The sequence below is a fragment of the Agathobaculum sp. NTUH-O15-33 genome (assembly GCF_033193315.1).
GTDB classification, from domain to species: Bacteria; Bacillota; Clostridia; order Oscillospirales; family Butyricicoccaceae; genus Agathobaculum; species Agathobaculum faecihominis_A.
On the sequence record NZ_CP136187.1, the window covers coordinates 2,507,706 to 2,529,070 of the forward strand.

At 59.2% G+C, this 21,365-nt stretch carries 22 protein-coding genes; 1 reads left to right on the forward strand and 21 read right to left on the reverse strand.

What is annotated here, in order from left to right; translation table 11 throughout:
* Positions 1–144: 144 nt before the first annotated feature.
* The 3 genes from RWV98_RS12160 to RWV98_RS12170 are packed head-to-tail and all read right to left on the reverse strand — an operon-like array spanning position 145 to position 3,189.
* On the reverse strand, positions 145–1,140 hold the full coding sequence (locus tag RWV98_RS12160; protein ID WP_317861032.1) for a M42 family metallopeptidase: 996 nt from the start codon (positions 1,138–1,140) through the stop codon (positions 145–147).
* A complete protein-coding gene (locus RWV98_RS12165) occupies positions 1,133–2,158 on the reverse strand; it encodes a M42 family metallopeptidase (RefSeq protein WP_317861034.1) in 1,026 nt (341 codons plus the stop codon). Before RWV98_RS12165 ends, RWV98_RS12160 begins: the two co-directional genes overlap by 8 nt.
* Positions 2,155–3,189: a M20/M25/M40 family metallo-hydrolase gene (locus tag RWV98_RS12170; RefSeq protein ID WP_317861035.1), complete on the reverse strand. Its 1,035-nt coding sequence runs from the start codon at positions 3,187–3,189 to the stop codon at positions 2,155–2,157. Before RWV98_RS12170 ends, RWV98_RS12165 begins: the two co-directional genes overlap by 4 nt.
* Positions 3,190–3,395: 206 nt before the next feature.
* On the opposite strand from RWV98_RS12170, the gene RWV98_RS12175 reads away from it, so the two are divergent.
* On the forward strand, positions 3,396–4,379 hold the full coding sequence (locus tag RWV98_RS12175) for a hypothetical protein (protein WP_317861037.1): 984 nt from the start codon (positions 3,396–3,398) through the stop codon (positions 4,377–4,379).
* Positions 4,380–4,683: 304 nt separating this feature from the next.
* Here RWV98_RS12175 and RWV98_RS12180 read toward each other — a convergent pair whose 3' ends face one another.
* From RWV98_RS12180 to RWV98_RS12265, 18 genes are all read right to left on the reverse strand, one after another.
* Positions 4,684–5,295, reverse strand: coding sequence for a carbonic anhydrase (locus tag RWV98_RS12180; protein WP_317861039.1), 612 nt, complete (start codon positions 5,293–5,295; stop codon positions 4,684–4,686).
* A gap of 19 nt (positions 5,296–5,314) precedes the next feature.
* The gene (gene gatB / locus RWV98_RS12185; protein ID WP_280960834.1) at positions 5,315–6,745 is read right to left on the reverse strand and encodes an Asp-tRNA(Asn)/Glu-tRNA(Gln) amidotransferase subunit GatB; all 1,431 of its coding nucleotides are present in this window, start codon (positions 6,743–6,745) and stop codon (positions 5,315–5,317) included.
* Between the two features lie 113 nt (positions 6,746–6,858).
* The gene (gatA, locus tag RWV98_RS12190; RefSeq protein ID WP_317861041.1) at positions 6,859–8,325 is read right to left on the reverse strand and encodes an Asp-tRNA(Asn)/Glu-tRNA(Gln) amidotransferase subunit GatA; all 1,467 of its coding nucleotides are present in this window, start codon (positions 8,323–8,325) and stop codon (positions 6,859–6,861) included.
* An 18-nt stretch (positions 8,326–8,343) separates the two neighbouring features.
* Positions 8,344–8,631, reverse strand: coding sequence for an Asp-tRNA(Asn)/Glu-tRNA(Gln) amidotransferase subunit GatC (locus tag RWV98_RS12195; RefSeq protein ID WP_280960836.1), 288 nt, complete (start codon positions 8,629–8,631; stop codon positions 8,344–8,346).
* Between the two features lies 1 nt (position 8,632).
* Complete coding sequence (gene ligA, locus RWV98_RS12200; RefSeq protein ID WP_317861043.1) at positions 8,633–10,630, reverse strand: NAD-dependent DNA ligase LigA; 1,998 nt, start codon at positions 10,628–10,630, stop codon at positions 8,633–8,635.
* Between the two features lie 189 nt (positions 10,631–10,819).
* Positions 10,820–11,503: a sporulation protein YunB gene (gene yunB / locus RWV98_RS12205; protein ID WP_280960838.1), complete on the reverse strand. Its 684-nt coding sequence runs from the start codon at positions 11,501–11,503 to the stop codon at positions 10,820–10,822.
* A 177-nt stretch (positions 11,504–11,680) separates the two neighbouring features.
* Positions 11,681–13,615 (reverse strand): bifunctional 4-hydroxy-3-methylbut-2-enyl diphosphate reductase/30S ribosomal protein S1, encoded by a 1,935-nt coding sequence (locus RWV98_RS12210; RefSeq protein WP_280960839.1) that lies wholly within the window; start codon positions 13,613–13,615, stop codon positions 11,681–11,683.
* Positions 13,612–14,196 (reverse strand): lysophospholipid acyltransferase family protein, encoded by a 585-nt coding sequence (locus RWV98_RS12215; RefSeq protein WP_317861046.1) that lies wholly within the window; start codon positions 14,194–14,196, stop codon positions 13,612–13,614. The genes RWV98_RS12210 and RWV98_RS12215 overlap by 4 nt, the downstream gene beginning before the upstream one ends.
* Entirely contained in the window at positions 14,193–14,873 is a 681-nt protein-coding gene (cmk, locus tag RWV98_RS12220) for a (d)CMP kinase (RefSeq protein ID WP_317861047.1), read from the reverse strand. The genes RWV98_RS12215 and cmk overlap by 4 nt, the downstream gene beginning before the upstream one ends.
* A 10-nt stretch (positions 14,874–14,883) precedes the next feature.
* Positions 14,884–16,107 carry an NAD(P)/FAD-dependent oxidoreductase gene (locus tag RWV98_RS12225; protein WP_317861049.1) on the reverse strand — a complete coding sequence of 408 codons (1,224 nt, stop codon included), beginning with the start codon at positions 16,105–16,107 and terminating at the stop codon, positions 14,884–14,886.
* Positions 16,104–16,973, reverse strand: a complete 870-nt coding sequence (locus tag RWV98_RS12230; protein WP_280960842.1) for a MurR/RpiR family transcriptional regulator — start codon at positions 16,971–16,973, stop codon at positions 16,104–16,106. The genes RWV98_RS12225 and RWV98_RS12230 overlap by 4 nt, the downstream gene beginning before the upstream one ends.
* A gap of 78 nt (positions 16,974–17,051) precedes the next feature.
* Positions 17,052–17,780 (reverse strand): pseudouridine synthase, encoded by a 729-nt coding sequence (locus tag RWV98_RS12235; protein WP_317861051.1) that lies wholly within the window; start codon positions 17,778–17,780, stop codon positions 17,052–17,054.
* A gap of 41 nt (positions 17,781–17,821) precedes the next feature.
* Complete coding sequence (locus RWV98_RS12240) at positions 17,822–18,901, reverse strand: D-alanyl-D-alanine carboxypeptidase family protein (protein ID WP_317861053.1); 1,080 nt, start codon at positions 18,899–18,901, stop codon at positions 17,822–17,824.
* A gap of 72 nt (positions 18,902–18,973) precedes the next feature.
* On the reverse strand, positions 18,974–19,396 hold the full coding sequence (gene ytfJ, locus RWV98_RS12245) for a GerW family sporulation protein (RefSeq protein ID WP_280960845.1): 423 nt from the start codon (positions 19,394–19,396) through the stop codon (positions 18,974–18,976).
* Positions 19,389–19,769: a DUF2953 domain-containing protein gene (locus RWV98_RS12250; protein WP_317861055.1), complete on the reverse strand. Its 381-nt coding sequence runs from the start codon at positions 19,767–19,769 to the stop codon at positions 19,389–19,391. The genes ytfJ and RWV98_RS12250 overlap by 8 nt, the downstream gene beginning before the upstream one ends.
* Before the next feature lie 2 nt (positions 19,770–19,771).
* Positions 19,772–20,023: a hypothetical protein gene (locus RWV98_RS12255; protein WP_317861057.1), complete on the reverse strand. Its 252-nt coding sequence runs from the start codon at positions 20,021–20,023 to the stop codon at positions 19,772–19,774.
* Positions 20,024–20,030: 7 nt separating this feature from the next.
* Positions 20,031–20,645, reverse strand: coding sequence for an SMC-Scp complex subunit ScpB (scpB, locus tag RWV98_RS12260; RefSeq protein ID WP_280960847.1), 615 nt, complete (start codon positions 20,643–20,645; stop codon positions 20,031–20,033).
* On the reverse strand, positions 20,642–21,364 hold the full coding sequence (locus tag RWV98_RS12265) for a segregation and condensation protein A (RefSeq protein ID WP_317861058.1): 723 nt from the start codon (positions 21,362–21,364) through the stop codon (positions 20,642–20,644). Before RWV98_RS12265 ends, scpB begins: the two co-directional genes overlap by 4 nt.
* Between the last annotated feature and the right edge of the window lies 1 nt (position 21,365).

Here is a 21,365-nt window from a genome sequence, read left to right on the forward strand (position 1 = left end):
AGGAAGTAATGAGAAATTAGGAATTAGTAGTTAGGAATTGTGGTATCGCGCAAAGCGCGATGATTGAATATCCGGCTTTGCCGGAACTCCACCATTACTAATTACTAATTTCTAATTACTACTTCCTAACCCCTACTTTAAAACTTAAAACGTATGGCAAACGGCGTGTGCGAGCAGCGCGGCCGCGGCGGCGACGTCGCTTTCGGCGCACATTTCGCTTGGGGAGTGGATATACCGCGTCGGGATGGACACCGCGCCGGACAAAACGCCCGTGCGCGTCTTTTGCAGGGCGGCCGTATCCGTGCCGCCAAACTGCAATATCTCGCGCTGGAGCGGCAGGCCGAGCGCTTCGCCCGCCTGCGTCAATCCCGCGACGACCTGCGGCGCGCAAATGACCGAGCGATCCATGACCTTGATCGCGGGGCCGCCGCCGAGCGATACCGCCATGGGGCTTTTGCGCTCGGGCAGGTCGCCGGTATCGGTCACATCGACCGCGAGCGCCAGATCGGGCTCAACCGCGAACGCGGCGGCGCCCGCGCCCCGCAGGCCGACCTCCTCCTGCGAGGTAAACACAAAGTATAGGTCGTTATCCGTTTCGGCGAGCTGCTCCATCGCAAGCAGCAGCGTCACGCAGCCGATGCGGTTATCCAGATAGGGGCCGCACAGCACGCCGTTCTGTGAAAAGCTCGGCGCGGCAAACACGGCGAAATCACCCACCTGAACCTGCCGCTCCGCCTCCGCGCGGTCTTTCGCGCCGATGTCGATAAACAGGTTGTCGAGCGTCAGCTCCTTAAAGGGCGTTTTTTCCTCATAGGAGATCACGCCGCGCGTGCCGTTTGCAAACCGCACCTGAATATTGATCAGATCGCCCTTAAATAGGCCGCCGACCGGTGAAAAGCGCAGAAAGCCGTTATCGTCGATATACGTGGCGACCACACCGATCGAATCCATGTGCGCGGCCAGCAATATCTTTTTGCCGCCGCCTTTTTTCCGGCAGATCAGGCTGCCGAGCGCGTCCGTCGTCATATCGTCCACATAGTCTGCGGCGAGGGCGGCAATGGTCTCGCGCACCTCCTGCTCGCGGCCGGACGGCCCGAACGCGCCGCCCACCTTCTGGTAAAGGTCAAATATTTTACTCATCGTCGTTCCCTCCGAGTTCCTCTAAAAATGCGCGGCAGAGCGCCAAAACAGCCTCACAGTCCGCCGTGGCCGCGACGCTTGCGGGCGAGTGGATATAGCGCACCGGCGCGGCGACCGCGCACACGCGCACGCCCGCGCGGCTCTTGTGGATGCGGCCCGCGTCCGTGCCGCCGGAAACGCGGCTTTTGGTCTGCCACGGAATATGGCGCGCCGCTGCGGCGTCCCGCAGCAGCTCGAACAGCGCGGCGTCGTAGATCGTCGAACCGTCCATGAACGGAATGACCGCGCCGCCGCGCAGGCGGCAAACAGCCTTGCCATCCTTTACATCGTACAGGTCCGCCGCGGTCGTGCCCTCAATCACCAGACAAAAGCCGGGGTCGAGCGCATACGCCATGGTCGCGGAGCCGCGCAGGCCGGTTTCCTCCTGCACGGTGAAGCAAAACCACGTATCAACCGGCGGCTTGTCCTTCAGTATCGTCAAAAGCACGGCGCAGCCGATCCGGTCGTCGATCGCGCGGGCCTTCAAAAAGCCGTCGCCAAACAAAACGGGCGGGGAATCAAACACGCCGTAATCGCCGGGCGCGACAAGCGCCTCCACCGCAGCACGGTTCTCCGCGCCGATATCGATATACAGGTCGCGCGTCTTTGGCATGTGCTTCCGTTCCGCCGCCGTGGTCAGGTGTACGGCCTTAATGCCGATCACGCCCACCGTTTTGCCGAAGCGCACGCGCCGTCCGATGACGACGCGGGGATCAACCCCGCCGACAAAGCCGAATTTCAGCATGCCGTCCTCGGTCGCGCGCTTTACAATCACGCCGACCTCGTCCATGTGCGCGGCCAGCACGACCGGGCGCTCGGGCGCTTTTTCGCCCCGGCGCAATACCATCAGGTTGCCGATCGCATCCTCGCGTATTTCGTCGGCAAAGGGTTCGGCCTGCCCACGGATAAAGTCCCGTACCGCGTCCTCACAGCCCGAGGGGCCGGGCAGCGCGCACAGGGTTTTCAGCAGTTCGATCATGCGCCCACCTCCCCATCGAATTTGCGGACAAACTGGTAGATCAGATCAGCCGTGTCCGTCAGATCGGACAGACGGATCGCTTCGATCGGCGTGTGCATGTAGCGCAGCGGAATGGAGAGCAGCGCGGTCGCCACGCCGTGCGCGACGATCTGCATCGTCCAAGCGTTGGTGCCGGTATTCCCTTCCATTACCTCGGTTTGATAATGGATATCCTCCGCCTTGGCGGTCTTCTGAATAGCCGTCGTCAGCCCCCGGTGCAGGTTGGGGCCCACGCCGATGAGCGGGCCGCCGCCGTATTCAAACACGCCCTCCGCCGGTGCGTCCGGCGTTTTGGCATGGCTGACATCCACCGCGATCGCAAACGAAGGCTGCACCGCAAACGTACCCGTGGCCGCGCCGAGGCCGGTCACTTCCTCCTGCGCGCTGATCAATACGGCCACATCGCATCGCAGCGATTTTTCACCCGCAAGCCGCTCCATCGCGCTGAGGATGGCGGCAATGCCCGCGCGGTCGTCCAAGCTTTTGCCCGAAACGCAGTCGCCCGCGAGCCTCACCGGCTCGCCCGCGAACACGATCGGCGTGCCGATCGTGATTTTCTCCTTCGCGTTTAAAAGGCCGGTGTCGATCAGCATTTCGTCGACCGGTACGGCATTGTCCTGCTCGCCCGCCTTCAGCAGATGCGGCGGCAGGCAGGATACCACGCCGAACAACGGCTCTTCCGCTAGGATGGTCACCTCTCCCGCCAGCAGCATACGCGGGTCAACCCCGCCCACCGGCGCAAAACGTAAGAAGCCGCCCTCCAGCACATCGGTCACCAGAAAACCGATCTGATCCAGATGCGCGTCCAGCAGGATGGTGGGGGCGTCCGGCTTGCCGCAGCTTTTGCGCGCCAGCACATTGCCGTGCACATCGACCGAGACTTCGCTGCAATAGGGCCGCAGCATATCCGCTACCGTTTCCGCGGCCTTTGGCTCAAACCCACTCACCGCCGGCAGGGCGCACAGCGTTTTTAGGGTCTCAAATATCTCCAAAACATTCATTCCTCCCTTTCCTGATTTGTTTTGTCAAGGAATATTATACCCTTTGGGCCCTCCCATTACAATAAAATCTGTTTGCTTTGCCGCTATAATTCCCTTTTCTGTTGATTCTCACTTGACGGCCTTGCCACGCGGTGGTATATTGTTGTTATAGCGAAACGTAAATATTATTTACCTTTTTGAAAATGGAGGGATCGAACATGACCGAGCTCACCCTTGCCGCGCGTTTTGCGCTGCTTTCTCTCAATGCACAGGATAGCCTGCATATGACAGTCGCCAAGCGTATGGCGCTGCGCTGCACGGCTGCCGCCGCTGTTTGTGAAGTACAGCTTGATCGCGGCTTTCCGCTGGATAGCGCTTTTCTCACCGCGCCGGGCGATCCTTCTCTGTCGCTTTACCAACAGGCGGCGCTTGAAGCGCTGGACCCTCAGCCTGCCGACACGGCCATCGACCTGCTCGCGCGCACCGCGCATCTGCATGATAAGGCGCTCGCCGCCGTTGAGCGCGCTGTGACCGATCTGTTAAAAGGCCGAAATCTGCTGGACGAGGTTCAATCCCTGCTCGCGTGTGATATGGATTTTGACGTACAAAACATGGATTTGCTCGAATACCGCGCGGAGCGGGAGGCGTATCATTCCATCGCTGAAGCCCTCCACACCGAGATTTTGACGGACGACCAAATGGACGATGAAAACGTGCTGTTCTTTTTCCTGCTGCGCGAAAGCGGCTGCATCCACGACTTGTTTTCCGAAGGCGAGATGCCCACGGTCCATGTGCAGATGCAAAAAGCAAGCGCCTTTTCCCCACTCGCCAAAGTGCTGTTTCCGCTCGATATCCATAAAAATATGGAGAAAAAGATCAAGGAATTTTTGGAGGGGAAAAAGAACATGTCCACCGCAGACTGCGGGGTCGGCCTGAACTTTCTTTTCCCTGTTTTTCAGCGCAATCAATCAGTCTTTATCGATGTGGAAAAGCTGTACGAATCGAACGAGGACTTTTTGGCTCATGTTTTGGAGCGTCTTAAAAACCACGAAGTCGAGGTGCTGCGAACCGGCAAGGTACCGCTTTTGCGGATCGATAATGTTCTGTACGAGGCCGTGCCCAGCGCCGTACCCGTCGGCGGCGTAGGTTTACGCGTACCCGTTTACGGCGCGCGCCTGCGGCTCTATCCAATGTTTCAGTAAAGACGCGGCAAGCTACCGCGGCTCTCCCCCATGGTGGACAAAACGGCGGCGTGTGGTCACGCCGCAGTGCGCATAGAATGGAAAATGGAGCGAAGCGACGTAAAATCCGTTTTTTCGGGGGCGTGTACCTCGAAAAAACACCTCGACCCGCGCCACCGGGCGCGTAACCCGGGGGTATCGAGACCGGTTTCTCCGAAACTGGCCGAGTATCTAGGGGGCACGGGGTGCCCCCTAGACAGCGTGTCGACTTTGTCGACACGCTAAAAAGGAGGAGGGACAACCGTTTGGTTGTCCCTCCTCCTTTTTAGCATGCTTTTGAGTTTTCCGGCTCATTCACCTGTAAAAGCGTGACCTCGCCGGTTTGGGTATTGTACTTGGCGGCGGCAAAGGTCAAATCGGGCACGCTTGCCAGCACGGGGTCTGCCCGAAGTAGGGCAAGGCTGCTTAGAATATTGAAATTCTCCGCTTGTTCGGCCACTTGCTCGGGCAAGGCCGCTTGTCGGATCGCCTGTTCGACCGAGGGGGCGATCTGGCTAAGCACCCGCTTCATGCAGCCGTTTCCCTTGCCTTGCAGCGCGCCCGCCACAGCGCCGCAGCCCGAATGGCCCATCACCAGCACCAGCCGCGCGCCCAGATCGGCGACCGCGTATTCCACGCTGCCGCGTTCAAAATCCGAAACCACGTTTCCGGCTGTGCGGATCGAAAAAATCTGCCCCAGCCCTTGGCAAAAAACCAGCTCCGGCGTGACGCGGGAATCCGAACAGCACAGCACCGCCGCCCGCGGCCGCTGCCCTTCGTTGCAAAGGCGGGCAATCTCCGCCCGGTCCGCGATGGCGGGGCCTTGCCCTTCGCGAAAGGCGCGGTTGCCCTCCAGCAAGCTTTCCAGCACCGCCCGGCCTTGCCCGCTTTGCTTCATGCCATCGGCCCCTTCCCTGTTACAGCTTTGCAAGCTCCTCCGCGATCAGCTTATTGATGATCTGCGGATTGCCCTGTCCCTTGGAGGCCTTCATGCACTGGCCCACAAGGAAGCCGGTGACGTTTTTACCGGCCTTGAAGTCGGAAACGGCCTTTTCATTGTTTGCCAGCACGTCCTGCACGATCGCGCGAATCGCGCCCTCATCGGACACCTGCTTGAGGCCCATGCGTTCGACGATCGCCTCGACCGCTTCGTCGGTCTCGAACATGGCGGGCAGCACCTTTTTGCCTGCCGCGCCCGAAATCGTGCCCTGATCGATCAGCACGATCAGATCGATCAGCTTATCGGCGTTCAGCCTCGTGCTTTCCAATTCGACCGCCTTGTCGTTCAGATACTTGGAAATATCCGAAAGGATCCAGTTGGCGGCCGCCTTGGGCTTTACCTTGCCGGATTTCGCGCAACGGTCGAGCAGCTCCGCCTTGGCGAAGTTCTCCGAGATCAGTCGCGCTTCCATCGCGGTCATGCCGTACTCGTTCAGATAGCGCTCGTAACGGCTGATCGGCAGCTCGGGGATCTCGCTTTCGATCCGGCGCATCCACTCGTCGTCGATCTCGACCGGAATCAGGTCGGGATCGGGGAAATAACGGTAGTCCTGCGCGTCCTCTTTGGTGCGCATGACGGTGTTTTTCAGCTTCACATCATCCCAGCGGCGCGTTTCCTGCTGTACCTCACCGCCGTGCTCTACCAGATCGATCTGGCGCGCGATCTCGTAATCAATGGCGCGCACCGCGCCCGAGAAGGTGTTGACGTTCTTCATTTCCACGCGCGTACCCAGCGTATCCGATCCTTCCGGGCGGATGGACACGTTCACGTCGCAGCGGATCGAGCCTTCCTCCATCTTGCAATCCGAGATATCGAGGTAGCCGAGCGTGGTCTTGATCATTTCGAGAAATTCCTTGGCCTCCGCCGAGGAACGCAGGTCGGGCCGCGTGACCATTTCGATCAGCGGCACGCCGCAGCGGTTAAAGTCGACGACCGTGCCGTCGATCTCGTCATGCAACAGCTTGCCCGCGTCCTCCTCAAAATGGATGCGCTCCAACCGGCAGGACTTTTTTTCGCCGTCCACATAGAAGAACACCTCGCCGTTTTCGCAAATCGGCACATCGAACTGCGAAATTTGGTAGGCCTTGGGCAGGTCAGGGTAAAAATAATTCTTACGGTCGGCCTTGCACAGCCGGTTTACCGTGCAACCGGTGGCCTTGCCCATCTTGGCGGCATAGTGCACGACCTCGCGGTTCAATACGGGCAGCGCGCCCGGCATGCCCGTGCAGACCGGGCAGGTATGGGTGTTGATCGGCGCACCGAATCCGGTCGAACACGAGCAGTAGATCTTGCTCTTCGTCGATAGCTCCGCGTGCACCTCAAGGCCGATGACAGCTTCGTATTTCATTTAAATGTATTCACTCCTTAAACCTATCTGTCATTCTGATGAGCGGAGCGAGGAAGAATCCCGCGCGTACGCGCGAGTTCCTTCGCTGCGCTCAGGAAGACGATGCGGGTAACTTACAGTGCCGCGATAATATTCTTGAGACCGGACGCCTGCTCAAACGCAAGGCCGGCGTTTAAAAGCTTTTGCTCGCCAAAGCGCGGGCCGATCAGCTGCATGCCGACGGGTAGGCCCGCCGCGTCATAGCCGCAGGGTTGCACCAAACCGGGCAGGCCCGCGATGTTGACCGATACCGTGCAGATATCGCCCGCGTACATCTCGATCGGGCTGGCGGTCTTGGAGCCCAGCTCGTACGCCGTCGTCGGCGCGACCGGGGTTAGAATCACATCGCACTTCCGGAACGCTTCGGCAAACTCCTCTTTGATCTTGCGCTGCGCGGCGCGCGCCTTTTTGTAGTAAGCATCGTAATAACCGGAGGACAGCACATAGGTGCCCAGCATAATGCGGCGCTGCACCTCGGCCCCAAAGCCCTCCGAACGGCTTTTAACATACAGGTCGATCAGATCCTCAAAGCCTTCGGCGCGGTAGCCGTACTTGACGCCGTCGAACCGCGCGAGGTTGGAGGACGCTTCCGCCGACGACAAAATGTAATAAACCGGCAGCGCATACTCCACAAGCGGCAGAGAGATCTCGAATACCTCGGCGCCTAGGCTTTTATAGGTCTCGGCGGCCTTCATCACGTTATCGCGAACCTCATCCGAAACGCCCGCGCCGAAATACTCCTTCGGCAGGCCGATCTTCATGCCCTTGACGTCCGCGTTCAGGTTTTGGCGGACCGAGCCCTCAAACGGCGTCTTGACCGAGGTCGAATCGTGCAGCGGGTCGTGGCCGGTGATCGCGTCCAGCAGCATGGCCGCGTCCTCGATCGAACGGGCGAACGGGCCGATCTGATCCAGCGAGGATGCAAACGCGATCAGACCATAGCGGGACACCGCGCCGTACGTCGGCTTGAGGCCGACCACGCCGCAGAACGACGCAGGCTGGCGGATCGATCCGCCGGTGTCGGAACCGAGCGAAAGCGGCGCTTCGCCCGCGGCCACGATCGCGGCCGAGCCGCCGGAGGAGCCGCCCGGCACGTGGTCCAGCCCGTGCGGGTTATGCGTCGGATGCACGGCCGAATTTTCACAGGAAGAACCCATGGCGAACTCGTCCATATTGGCCTTGCCGGTGATGACCGCGCCGTGCGCGGCCAGCTTTTCCACGACCGTCGCGTTATACGGCGGCTTAAAGTTATAAAGCATTTTGGAAGCGCAGGTGGTCAGCGTTCCCTTGGTGCAAATATTATCCTTCACGGCGACCGGAATGCCCGCAAGCGGCGAAAGCGCTTCGCCCGCGGCGCGCTTATCATCCACCGCCTTCGCGGCGGCAAGCGCCGCGTCCTCGGTCACGGTCACATAGCCCTGTACCTTGTCCTCCACGGCCTTGGTGCGCGCCAGCACGTCTTGCGCCAGCTCGACGGCGGAGATCTCCTTATTGCGGAGCTTGTCGGACAGTTCCGCTGCTGTCTGCTTAAAAAGTTCCATTCTGCTGCTGTCCCTCCCTTATTCGACGACGCGCGGCACAGCCACGCCGCCCGCCTGAAAGTCCGGCGCGTTCGGCGCGACCAGCTCGTCCGGTGTAAATTCCTGAATCACTTCGTCCTCATGGAACGCGTTCTTGCGTTCGGTGTCGATCACATCGGTGATATCGCCCAGATCAAGGTCGGCCAGCTTGTCCACCATGCCGACGATGCCCTGCATATCCTCCGCCAGCCGGTCGAACACGCCGCCATTGGAATCGAGCCGCGCCAAAACGGCGATGTGCTCGATCTCACCCCGCGAAATTGCCATATTATTTTTCCTCCTCTGCTGCTTCTCGTATCATGTTTTGAAATTCTTCTTCTGTCAGCACGGGAATACCGAGTTCAGCCGCTTTTTGCAGCTTGCTGCCCGCGTTTTCCCCTGCGACGACGTAAGCTGTCTTTTTGGAAACCGAGCCGGACGCTTTACCGCCCAGCGACTCGATCAGATCGTTGATCTCCTGCCTGCTGTAAAGCGTCAGGCTGCCGGTGGCGACGATTGTTTTGCCCGCGAGCAGATCGCTTTTGGCGGTCTTTTCGCCGGTAAAGTTCACGCCGTGCGCGCGCAGCTGATCGATCAGCGTCTTCGACTGGTCGAGCTCGCGCCACGCGGCGATGGATTCCGCCGTGGTCTGCCCGATATCGCGAATCTCAGTCATTTCCTCCACCGTGGCGGCCAAAACCGCGTCCAGACTGCCGAAGTGGTTGGACAGTACCTTGCCCGCCTTCTGGCCGACATGGCGAATGCCGAACGCAAAGAGCAGCCGCGACAGATCGCGCGTTTTACTGTCCTCTATGCCGCGCAGCAGATTGCCCGCCCACACATCGACCTTTTTGCCGAGCGGCAACAGCTGTTCGAGCGTTAGGTCGTACAGGTCGGCCGCCGAACGGACAAGACCCGCGTCAATCAGTTTGACCAAATTTCCTTCGCCGCAGCCGTCGATATCCATCGCGTCGCGCGAGGCAAAGTGCATCAAATTGCGCAAAAGCTGCGCCGGACAGGCCGCGCCTGTGCAGCGAATGGCGGCTTCCTCCTCGTCCTCGAACACAGGCGCGCCGCAAGCCGGGCAAAAGCGCGGCATTTCATAGGGCGCCGCGTCCGCCGGGCGCTTGTCCAGCTCCACCTCGACGATCTCCGGAATGATCTCCCCCGCCTTACGCACCGATACCGTATCGCCCACGCGCACATCGAGCTCCCGGATAAAATCGCGGTTGTGCAGCGTAGCGCGGGACACGGTCGTGCCCGCGAGGCGGACCGGCTCTAAAACGGCGTTCGGCGTCAACACGCCCGTGCGGCCGACCGAAATGACGATATCCTTCAAAAGCGTTTGCTTGATTTCGGGCGGATATTTATACGCCGCCGCCCAGCGCGGGAATTTCGCGGTGGAGCCAAGCGTTTCACGCTGCAAAAAGTCGTTTACCTTGATTACCGCGCCGTCGATATCAAAATCCAGCGCGCCGCGGGTCTCGCCCATGCGCAATATCTCGCTGTGGCACTCATCCGCCGTGTGGAAGATCGGATACACCGGACTGACCGGAAACCCCAGTTTTTTTAAATAATCGAGCGACTCCGTATGGCTGCCAAGGGGCAGCTCGTCCGCGTTTTGGATGTTGAAGCAAAAGATCGAAAGGCGGCGCTCCTTGGTGACCTTGCTGCTCTTTTGCCGCAAGGAGCCCGCCGCCGCGTTGCGCGGGTTGGCGAGCAGAGGCTTTTCGTGCAGCTCCAGTTCAGCGTTCAGCGCATCGAACACCGATTTTTTCATATACACCTCGCCGCGAACAATCAGCCGCGGCGGCGCGTCCTCCAGCTTTTGCGGAATGTCCTTAATCGTTTTCAGGTTGGCGGTCACATCCTCGCCCACCTGACCGTCTCCGCGCGTAAGACCCTGCGTGAATACGCCGTTTTCATACAAGAGCGCGACCGAAAGTCCGTCGATCTTGTATTCGACCACATATTCGGCTTCGCCCACCGCGCCTTCGACACGGGCAAAAAACTCACCCAGCTCCTCGAAGGAAAACACATCCTGCAAGCTTTCCAGCGGATACGCGTGCCGCACCTTGGCGAAACGGCCGGATGCCGAACCACCGACCCGCTGGGTCGGCGAATCAGCGTCGGCGTACTCCGGGTGTTCGGCTTCCAGCGCGCGCAGCTCGCGCTGGAGCATGTCATAATCATAATCCGAAATTTCGGGCGCGTCTTCGTTATAGTATTTTTCATTATGATACCGCAGCTTTTCACGCAGCGCGGTGATCTGACTGAGCGTATCCATCAGCACCTTCTCCAATCCCAATACAGTTTATTATACCAAATTTTCTCGCCCACTGAAAGAGGGAATTTAATTAATTAGGAATTAGTAATGAGTAGTTAGTAATTGTGGTATCGCGCGGGGCGCGATCATCAAATCAATCGGCCCGCGGCCATTCCTTGTTTTTAATTCCTAATTCCTAACTACTAATTCCTAATTGGTTTCCGCGTAATCGTTGATTTTTCCCAACAGACCGTCCCTCGTATCGTCGATATAGGTATACTGCTCGGGCACGGTGCCGATGATCACGGTATCCGTCACCGGATAGGAGGTCTTCACCTCTTTATACGTCACGCCGAACGGGGTCAGGATGCGGAAACCCGCCCGCACCTCGATCAGGATGTTATGCCGTGTTTGGTTGATGCCTGCGGAGGAAAACGCGCTGACGAACTCGGCGGACATCTGCGATAGCGCGGTCATGCCGACATCCACCGTCGGCCCCATGCCGCTGAACAGCGAGGGCGCGAACACCGAGCCGAGCGGCACCTCTACCGTTGTCTGCTCCAGATCCTCCAGCCGTTCAAATAGGCCGTTGACGAGCGCGGCCTTGATCTGGCCGATCGCGATTACATCGGTTTTCAGCGCGGTGACATGGTTTTCGTCGTCTCTTTCCAGTACGACCAGATTTTCATAGGTTTCTCGGTCTGCGTATATTTTATCCTGCAAAACGTTGTTGATCTCTTGCAAGGCGCTGTCTTCGCATAAATTCACTGCATATTCCATAAAAACCGGCCGAAACCGCAACGTGATCACAGCGGCGAGCGCCAATACAACCAGCGCGCAAACGACCAGCCACCGCGCGCCCCGCCCTCTTCTCCGGTACCTTCTTCGCCGCATTCACACCAACCCCTTCAGGGTCAGTATACGCGGAACACGCAGTCTGGTATCACAAAGATTGAACGCGGCACCCCGCCTGCTGTTTTCTATTTTGTGCCCGCCGCCGCATGATGGACGTTTTCTAAAGACAAAAAGGCCCGCTGCAGCATGCAGCGGGCCTTTGAACGCATTTGAAACTTATTCGTCGTCGTACTCGTCGTCATCGACAAGCAGAGCGCGGATGGAAAGGGATACCTTCTTCTTCTCATCGTTGATGTCGATGATCTTGGCATCCACCTGCTGGCCGGCGGTCAGCGCATCCTCGGGCTTGGCGATGCGGTGATCGGCGATCTGCGAAATGTGGATCAGGCCGTCCACGCCCGGTACGATCTCAGCGAACGCGCCGAAGGGCATGAACTTGAGGATCTTGACTTCCGCTACGTCGCCCACAGCGTAGTTGGACTTGAATACGTTCCACGGATTGTCCTCTTCGCGCTTGTAGCCGAGAGAGATCTTCTTGTTTTCCTTGTCCAGACCGATTACAAACACCTTGATCTGATCGCCGACAGCGACGACCTCGCTCGGGTGCTTGATGCGGCCCCAAGACAGCTCGGAGATATGGACCATGCCGTCCACGCCGCCGATATCTACGAACGCGCCGTAGCTCGTCAGGGACTTGACGGTGCCGTCGTACTCGTTGCCGACCTCAATGGTCTCCCAGATCTTTTCAGCGGCAACCTTGCGGGCTTCCTGCTGGATCTGGCGGATCGAACCGACCACGCGCTTGCGCTGGCGGTTGATCTCGGTAATATAGAAGGACTGCTTGGTCTTAACCAGCTGGCTCATCGGCTGATCCTTGGGCACGCCGGTCTGGCTGGCGGGCACAAACACGCGCACGCCGAACGCCGTGGCGACAACGCCGCCGCGGTTCTCTTCGACGATAATGCCTTCGACGACCGCGTGGTCCTCAAACGCCTTCTCGATGGTCTCCCAGCCCTTGAGCTGATCGACGCGCTTCTTGGACAGGGTAACGGTACCCTCGCCGTCGTTGACACGAACGACAACGGCTTCGATCTCATCGCCGGGGTGGATATTGGCGTTTACGTCGTAGGACGGGTCGTCGGACAGCTCGCTCAGCGGGATGTAAGCGGTATGCTTAACGCCTAAATCGACCTGCACATCGGTCGAGGAAATCGCTACTACCGTACCGGTGACTTTCTCTCCTGTATTTAAAGTTTTGAAGGACTCTTCGAGCATCGCCGCAAAGTCTTCACCATTTTCAATTTTCGTTTCTTCGCTCATCATGTTACTGACCTCCTTAATTATCCATGCCGGTGTGGATGCTCCCGCCGTGATCCCGACCCTGCGGCCGTGCCCGCGCTCCTGTGCCTGAAGCTCCTCGGCGTCCTCGATGAGCAGGACGTTTCCGCACAGCGAGCGGCTGATCTCGTACAGCCGTTTGGTGTTGGAACTTTTTTTATCACCGATTACGATCATCTCATCCGACGCACCGGCAAGCAGACGAGCCTCCGACTGGCGCTCATCCGTCGCTTTACATATTGTATCAAAAATTTTGAGGTTTGTACACCTTTTTTTTAGTAAGCCGATAGATTTATTCCAAAGCGTTCGGTTTACTGTCGTCTGCGCGACGACAGAGATCGGCCGCCGGCAAAAGGCGGGGTCTTCCACGGCGCGCGCGGTCTCCGTTTCGCTTGCCAGAACGACCGATTCCCCGCACCAGCCCTGTATGCCCACCACCTCTGGATGGCCTGGGCTGCCGAAGATGACGACGAGCCGCCCGTCGGCCGATTGCTCGTCCGCTATTTTATGGATCTTATGCACAAAGGGGCAAGTCGCGTCGAATATTTCGCAGCGCTTTTCGGCCAGCTGCCTCAGTGCCGCGCGGGGCACGCCGTGCGCGCGGATCAAAACGGGCGCGCCGTCCGGAATCAGCGCGATCTCCCCCGCGGTCTGCACGCCCTTTTCGGTGAGCCGGTCTATCTCATGCTGGTTATGGATAATCTCGCCGTAAGCGTAAATGCGACCGCGTTTTTCAGCTTCCGCCTCTGCCAGCTCGACCGCGCGGCGCACGCCGAAACAGAACCCGGCGGTTTTGGCGACGGTCACACTCATATGGTATCCTTCAGCGCATAAATGCGGCGCAGGATATCGTCCGCGATCACCGCGTAATCCTTTTCCTTGGGATCGGGCAGGAACGGCTTGCCGATCACGACCGTGGCATGGCAGCGGCGGCCCTTGCCCTCTGAAATGTACATGGGCAGAATCGGCGCGCGGGTCTTGACCGCGAGCATCGCCGCGCCCTTTTTCGTCTCCCCCTCGGCCGCGTCGCGCGTGCCCTGCGGGAAGATGATGAGTTTTTGCCCTTGCTTTACCGTATTCAGCGCCGTTTTGATCGCGGTGATATCCGCGCCGCCCCGGTCGATCGGGAACGCGCCCAGCCAAGTGATCAGCGGGCCGAGCAAGCCCTTCTGGAACAGCTCCTTTTTCGCCATCAGCCGCAGCGGCACCTTGCCGCCGAGCGCGGACGCGGCCAGCGGCGGATCGGACAGCTGGCAGTGGTTGGGACAGACGACGCAGCCGCCTGCCGGGATGTTTTCCCGCCCTTTTACCGTAAAGCCATAATAGATATGATAGGCCAGCGCCACGAACGGGATCGCGATGCGCTGAAACCAGCGATGATATTTACTTTTCATGCTGTCTCCTCCTTTTCCCGAATGATGCGTACGACCGCTTCTATGCTCTCCGCGAGCGTCAAATCGCTCGTATCGAGCTTAATAGCATCCTCCGCTTGGCGAAGCGGGGCGATAGCGCGCGTCATATCCTGCCGGTCGCGCCTTTCGATATCTTGCGCAACGCTTTGCAGCGTTACGGTAAGTCCCTTTTCGCAAAGCTCGTCGTACCGGCGCTTGGCACGGCACGCGACCGAGGCGGTCAAAAAGATCTTGACCTGCGCGTCCGGCAGAATGACCGTGCCGATATCGCGCCCATCCATAATAACGTTGTTCTCTCGGGCCATGCCGCGCTGTAAATCGAGCAAGAACCGCCGTACCTCGGGCACGGCTGAAACCTTGGAGGCGTACTGCGCGATCTGCGGCGTGCGAATGGCCGCCGAAACGTCCTCGCCGCCCAGCAACACGTGCTGCACGCCGTCTTCGTATCGCAGCGAAACACGCAGGCCGTCAAGGGCCGCAATAATACCCGCCGTATCCTCATCCGCCACGCCGCGGCGGCAAACGCAAAGGCCGATCGCGCGATACATCGCGCCCGTATCCACATAGATGAATCCGAGCTGCGCCGCCGCCGCCCGCGCCACTGTCGATTTGCCCGCGCCCGAAGGCCCGTCAATCGCAACCGCAAGATATCCCATCATAGCTTCCTCCCTATGCGTGCGCCGCGGAAAGCCCGGCAAGCCTTCCGGTCGACCACGCGATCTGTAAATTGAACCCGCCGGTATAGCCGTCCACGTCGAGCACCTCGCCCGCGAAATACAGGCCGGGCGTTTTTTTCGATTCCATCGTCTTGGGGCTGACCTCCTTGACGGATACGCCGCCCGTGGTGACAATCGCTTCCTCCACCGGACGCTTGCCCGACAGGGCGACCGGAAACGCGCGCAGCGTGTGCAGCAGCTTCCGCCGTTCCTCCTTGGTGATGGAATGCACCTTGGCGCGCGGATCGATCCCGGCCGCCAATATCACGGCGGGGATCATCTTGCGCGGCAACAGCTCGCCCAAGGCGTTAACAAAATCGCTATTTTTATGCTTTTCAAAGTCGCTCAGCAAGCGCTTGTCAAGCGTTTTTTCATCCAGCGCGGGCTTAAGATCGATCTCCGCGCGGTAAGTTTTGCTACCAAAATGCCGCATGTGCGCCGAAGCGGACAGCACCAGCGGACCGGATAGGCCGAAATGCGTAAACAGCATTTCGCCAAAATCCTCATAAATCTTTTTATCGTTTTCCAGAATGCTGAGCCTCACGTTGCGCAGGCTCAACCCCATCAGCTCGCCGCACACGTTCCCCGCTTCGGTCAGCGGCACGAGCGAGCCGTTCGGCGGCACGATCTTGTGCCCCAGCGCCTTAGCAAAGCGGTAGCCGTCGCCGGTCGAGCCGGTCTGCGGATAGGACACGCCGCCGGTGGCCAAGATCACAGCGTCCGCCTCGTAGATCTTGCCGCCCGCCCGCGCGCCGGTCACACGGCCATCCGCCGCGGTGAGCTCCTCCACGGCTTCGTTTACAATCGTAACACCCGATTGTTTGTTCCATGTAAAAAGCGCGTCAATAATATCGGCGGATCGATCGGAAACCGGAAAAACGCGGTTTCCCCGCTCGGTCTTGAGCGGCACGCCGCGCGCCTCAAAGAAATCCTTTACATCCTGCGCGGAAAAACAGCCCAGCGCGGAATATAAAAAGCGCGGATTGACCGGTACATTCTGCAAAACGGTTTCGTTATCGCAATCATTGCACACATTGCAGCGGCCCTTGCCGGTGATGAAAAGCTTGCGCCCCACCTTTTCATTCTTTTCAAACAGAGTGACGCGCGCGCCCTGCTCCGCGGCCGTGCCCGCCGCCATCAGTCCGGCGGCGCCGCCGCCAACGACTAAAATATTCAAGTGGTCTCGTCCTCCGGCTTCTCATATACGTCATATTCCTCCCAGATGCTCTCTAGGGAGTTAAAGGTGGCTTCTATCTCTTTTTTATGCTCCATACCGACCGCGACGATCAGCGCGTTGATGACGGAAAGCGGCGCGATCAGCGAATCGACAAAGCTGGCCATGTCGCTTTTGGCGATCAGCGTATGATCGGCCACGCGGGCCAGCGGAGACAGGTGCGAATCCGTCAGCGCGATCACGCGCGCGCCGCGGTCCTTCGAGTAACGCATGGCGGAAAGCGTGCGCTTGGAATAGCGCGGAAAGCTGATGCCGAGGAACACATCCCCCTCGCCGATGCGCAGCACCTGCTCGAAAATCTCGCTGATGCTATTGGTGTGCACCAAATGTACGTTATCGAACAGCAGGTTAAAGTAAAAGCCCATGAAGCTCGCCAGCGCGCCCGAGGAACGCACGCCGAGAATGTACACGCGGCGGGCATGCAGCAGCGCGTCCACCGCGCCCTGAAAGGCGTCCCGGTCGATCTCGTCCAGCGTCATGCGGATCATATCCATATCCGCGTGCAGAACGGTCTGCAAAACGTCCCGGCCGCCCATCCGGTCGGAGGATACCTCCATACGCTGCACCGAGGTAAGCTTGTTGCGGATCATTTCCTGCAGCGCGCGCTGTAAATGCGGGTAGCCCTCGTAGCCAAGTTCGGTCGCAAAGCGAACGACGGTCGATTCACTGACACCGACCGTCGTTCCGAGCCGGCTGGCAGTCATAAACGCCGCTTTATCATAATGCTCTAAGATAAAGCGCGCAATCTGTTTCTGACCCTTGGAAAAGCCGGGCAATTCATTTTGTATTTTTCCGATCAAATCGTTCATTCCTTAACACTCCTGCTGCCGCTTAGGTTTCGGCCAATTTCATTCTAAGCGGTTTACAGCAAAAATGCAAGAAGTATTTCACCCTTCCTGCATATTTGCAGCAAGGCCCTGCAAATACGCAAGCTCCTTTTCGGTCAGCTCGCGCCATGAGCCGGGCGTTAAACGCGGGTCGAGCATCAATTTTCCAATGGCGATACGTTTTAAACGGCGCACCTCCAGCCCGCACTGCTCGCACATTTTGCGGATCTGGCGGTTGCGCCCTTCGTGTATTCCCAGACGCAGCTTCACGCTTTCTTCGTCATGCTCTAAAATGTCCACCGTGGCGGGCGCGATCTGATAGCCGTCAATTTCCATGGGTTCGGACAGGCGCATAGCCTGATCGACGCGGCCGCGCACGCGTACCTCGTAATACTTGGGCACCTCATGGCGCGGATGGGTGAGCGCATAGGTCAGCGCGCCGTCGTTGGTGAGCAGCAGCAGCCCCTCGGAGGTATAATCCAACCGGCCGACCGGCACCACGCGCGCGCCGCAGTTCGCTGTGAGCGCGGCCACGGTTTTGCGCCCGTGCTCATCCTGCATGGTGGAGACCACGCCGCGCGGCTTGTTAAGCATCAGATAGCGCTTTTGCTCGTTTCCGCCGATCGGCTTGCCATCCACGCAGACGCGCTCCTTTTGCGCGTCCGCCTGATCGCCGAGCGAAGCGCGGCGGCCATTCACCGTCACGCGCCCGGCTTCGATCCAGCTTTCCGCCGTACGGCGCGAGCACAGGCCGGCCTGCGCGAGTATTTTCTGTAACCGTTCTTTCAAGATGTCATCCTCCGTTTTGTCTAATGCCTATCGTCTTGTCTTTAGGAAAACAGGCGCTCCCAAAGGCGCGCGGGCAGGCTTTTCTGCTCCGGCGTTAAAAGCGACGCTTCGCCGTACAGCACGTTATCCTCAGCGAGCACCGCGCCTCCCAGCCGGTATTCCATACGCCCCGCGCGCGCCGTTTTGACAACGGGCGCGTAGCAGATGGTATCACCGTAGCGGACCGCCTGTATTTTTTCCTTTTCCTCTGGCGTTAAATACGCCGTTACCGTGTGCTGCGCGATCAGCGGTACTTCGTCCGCGTCGCCGCCGAACACATGCTGGGTGCCCACCTGATCGCCCGCGTGGTGCAGCGTCACTTCTTCGTAGCGGGAAAAGCCGTTGTCCAGCATGGCCATATGATCGTTCCAATCGTCCGGCGCGTTCAGCGTCACGGCGACGAGCGTGCGGCCATTTCGCTCGGCGGCGGAAACCAAGCAGCGGCCGCTGCGCTTGGTAAAGCCGGTCTTGATGCCGATCGCGTCGTTATAAAGCGTCAATAGCCGGTTGTGGTTGCTCATCACGCGCTCGCCCGCGCGGTAGTTTTTCGTGCCGACGATCTGCCGGAACGTGGGGTCCTGCATTCCGGCGGCCGCGATTTTGGCAAGCTCCAGCGCAGTGGTATAATGCGTTTCGCTGTCGAGCCCGTTCGGGTTATCGAAATGGGTGTTTGTCAAGCCGAGTTCCTTCGCCTTTGCGTTCATTTTATCGATAAACGCGTCATAGCCGCCGCACTCTCCCGCGATGGCGACCGCGGCGTCGTTGCCGGATTCCAGCAGCAGGCCGTACAGCGTGTCGCGCACGGTGAGCGTTTCGCCCTCGCGCAGGTACATGGACGAACCCTCCACCTGTGTATACGCCTTTTTCACCTGATAGGTGCGGTCGAGGTCGCCCTCCGAGATCGCGACCAGCGCGGTCATGATCTTGGTTGTGGAGGCCATCGGCAGGCGCGTATCGGCGTTTTGCTCGAACACCGTTTCGCCCGTATCCGCGTCCAGCACAGCGGCGGCGGCGGCGTTTACCGCGCCCGCCCGACCGGGCAGAAACAGGCAAAGCGCCAAAAGGCAGGCTATTTTTTTCATATCCACATCTCCCTGTATAACAAAACCTACTCATAAAAATACTATGAGTAGGTTTTGCGGGGAGCGGGCCTCTTATTCCGCGTCTTCTCCGGTTTCGTCTGCCATTTTTCCGTGGCGGCCGTTCATAAAGCCGGATACCTTGGAGATCGCGCCGGGGATCATTTCGACCAGACGGTCGACCGTGGTGGACGCCTGCGCGTTGACGCCTAGGATCTGCGCGTCCCCGCTTGGCGAAAGGATCAAAAAGCAAACAGGCGAAACCGTAACGCCCGCGCCGCCGCCGCCGCCAAAAGCGAGGGGCGCGCCGCTTTGCGCGTGGCGGGGCAAGAAATCGCTGCCGCCCGATGCAAAACCAAAGGTCACCTTGGAGACCGGGATAACCGTCGTGCCGTCCACCGTGTGGATCGGCGTGCCGATGATGGTGTTGACATCCACCATTTCCTTGATTTTAGCCATGGTTTCGGTCATCAGGTTGCTGATGGGATGCTCACTCATTTTCTATCGCCTCTTCTTTCTTTGTCAGGTTTTTATACATCCTATAAAGCTTTTTGCCGTGCCGCAGCAGAATCAGCGCCAGCCGCAGCGGACGGATCGAACAAAACACCGTGAACGCCCATTCGGTATGGTCCGCATCAAAATCCGCGTCCGCGCTCACGTGATAGTCCTTCATATCAAAAGTATTCTCCAAAAACGGCGTTACCATGCCGCAAAGAGTAGAAAAATAACCGAGATACAAACCCGTTTTCGCCGCGTCGTCCGTGCCGAATAGCACGCGCACGCGCAGTTTGGATATCCGAAGGGAATCGCTCGCCTCACCCAGCAGGGTAAACAGCAGATCGATTGCCTGCTCCAGTTCGATTTCGCGCAAATTCAGGCCTTTTTTTTTCGGCGCCGGCGGCTTTTCCGCGGCGGGCGGCGGCGGTTTTTCCTCCTTTTTTTACGGTGGGGCGGCGGATAAAGAGGAATGCGCACAATGCCGTAGCGCAGATCGATGGTGATATCTCCGTTTACCCCGGCGGCCTCCACGCCGGTGCGGACCGTGAGCAGCAGCAGGGCAAGTACGAGCACCGCGAGAAGCACGATCAGCACCACGCGCAGCAGAATCAGAAGGATGCCAGCCATCCGTTATTCACTCCGTTTCGTCCGTCCCGGCGGACGGCTGCTCCAGACCGATCTGCCCGTCCACCTCTTGTTCGGGCGCCGCTTCTTCCAGCCTTAGCTCCATTTGCTCGTTTTCCTCCAAAGAGGGCAGCGCGGGCAATTCGGACAGGCTGGTGAGCGAAAAGGTGCGTAAAAAGATATCGGTCGTGCGGTACAGGATCGGGCGGCCGGGCACATCCATGCGCCCCGCTTCCTCGATCAGCCCCTTTTCGACAAGGCCCGCGACCGTGCCGCCCGAATCAACGCCGCGCAGCTGGTCGATGAACGCGCGCGTCACCGGCTGGCGGTAAGCCACGATGGTGAGCACTTCGAGCGCCGCGGGGGAAAGCGAGGGCGGGCGTCGGCTTTCGGTCACGCGGCGGGCGGCGTCCGCATAAAGGGGGCGGCTGCAAAGCTGTAGCTTGTCCTCCATGCGCAGCAGCATGATGCCGCGCTGTTCAAAATCATAGGCGTTCGCAAGCTCCTGCGCCGCCTCCAACAGTCGTTCCCGTGTGGTTTCCAGGGCGGCGGCCAGCCGGTCGACCGGCACGGCGTCGCCCGCGGCGAAAAGCACGGCCTCCAGACCGGCCTCCAGCTCTGTCATACAGTTTCCTTCTCCTTATCTGTGGCGAGCGTCAGCTCCAAGTCTTCCCCGTCGCCCTCCAGCAAGACGCGCTTGGTTTTGGACAGCTCCAATACAGCCAAAAATGTCGCGACGATCTCCGAGCGGTTCTTTGCATCGTCGAACAGGCGCTGGAATCGCACCCGCGCCGACCCAAAAAAGCGCTTTAAGATAGCGGTGATCCGCGTGGATACCGGCACCGGCTCGTGGCCGACGATGCCGCTGAACGCGTTCGCCGAAGGCGGCATGCGCCGTTCGGCTTTTTGCAGCATGCGGTTTGCCGCGCGCACCAGATCGCTCACCGAATGGCGATATTCGCGCACAGGCGCGCCGGGCAGCGTTTCCGGGGATTTGACAAAAATATCGCGCCCAAATTCGCTTTTGGACTTTAAGACCGGCGCGATCTCTTTCATGCGCTGATATTCGAGCAGCATTTCGACCAGACCGGCGCGCGGGTCCTCTTCCTCTTCTTCCTCGTGCTTTGGCAGCAGCATTTTGGATTTGATATACACGAGCTGCGCCGCCATCGCAACGAAATCACCCGCCACATCCATGTCCATGACGTGCGCATCGTGCAGCACGGCAAGGTACTGGTCCAGAATCTCGGCGATCGGGATATCGTAGATGCTCACCTTGTTTTTCGCGATCAGGTGCAGCAGCAGGTCGAGCGGCCCGTCGAAATTTTCTAAATGAAAATCCATG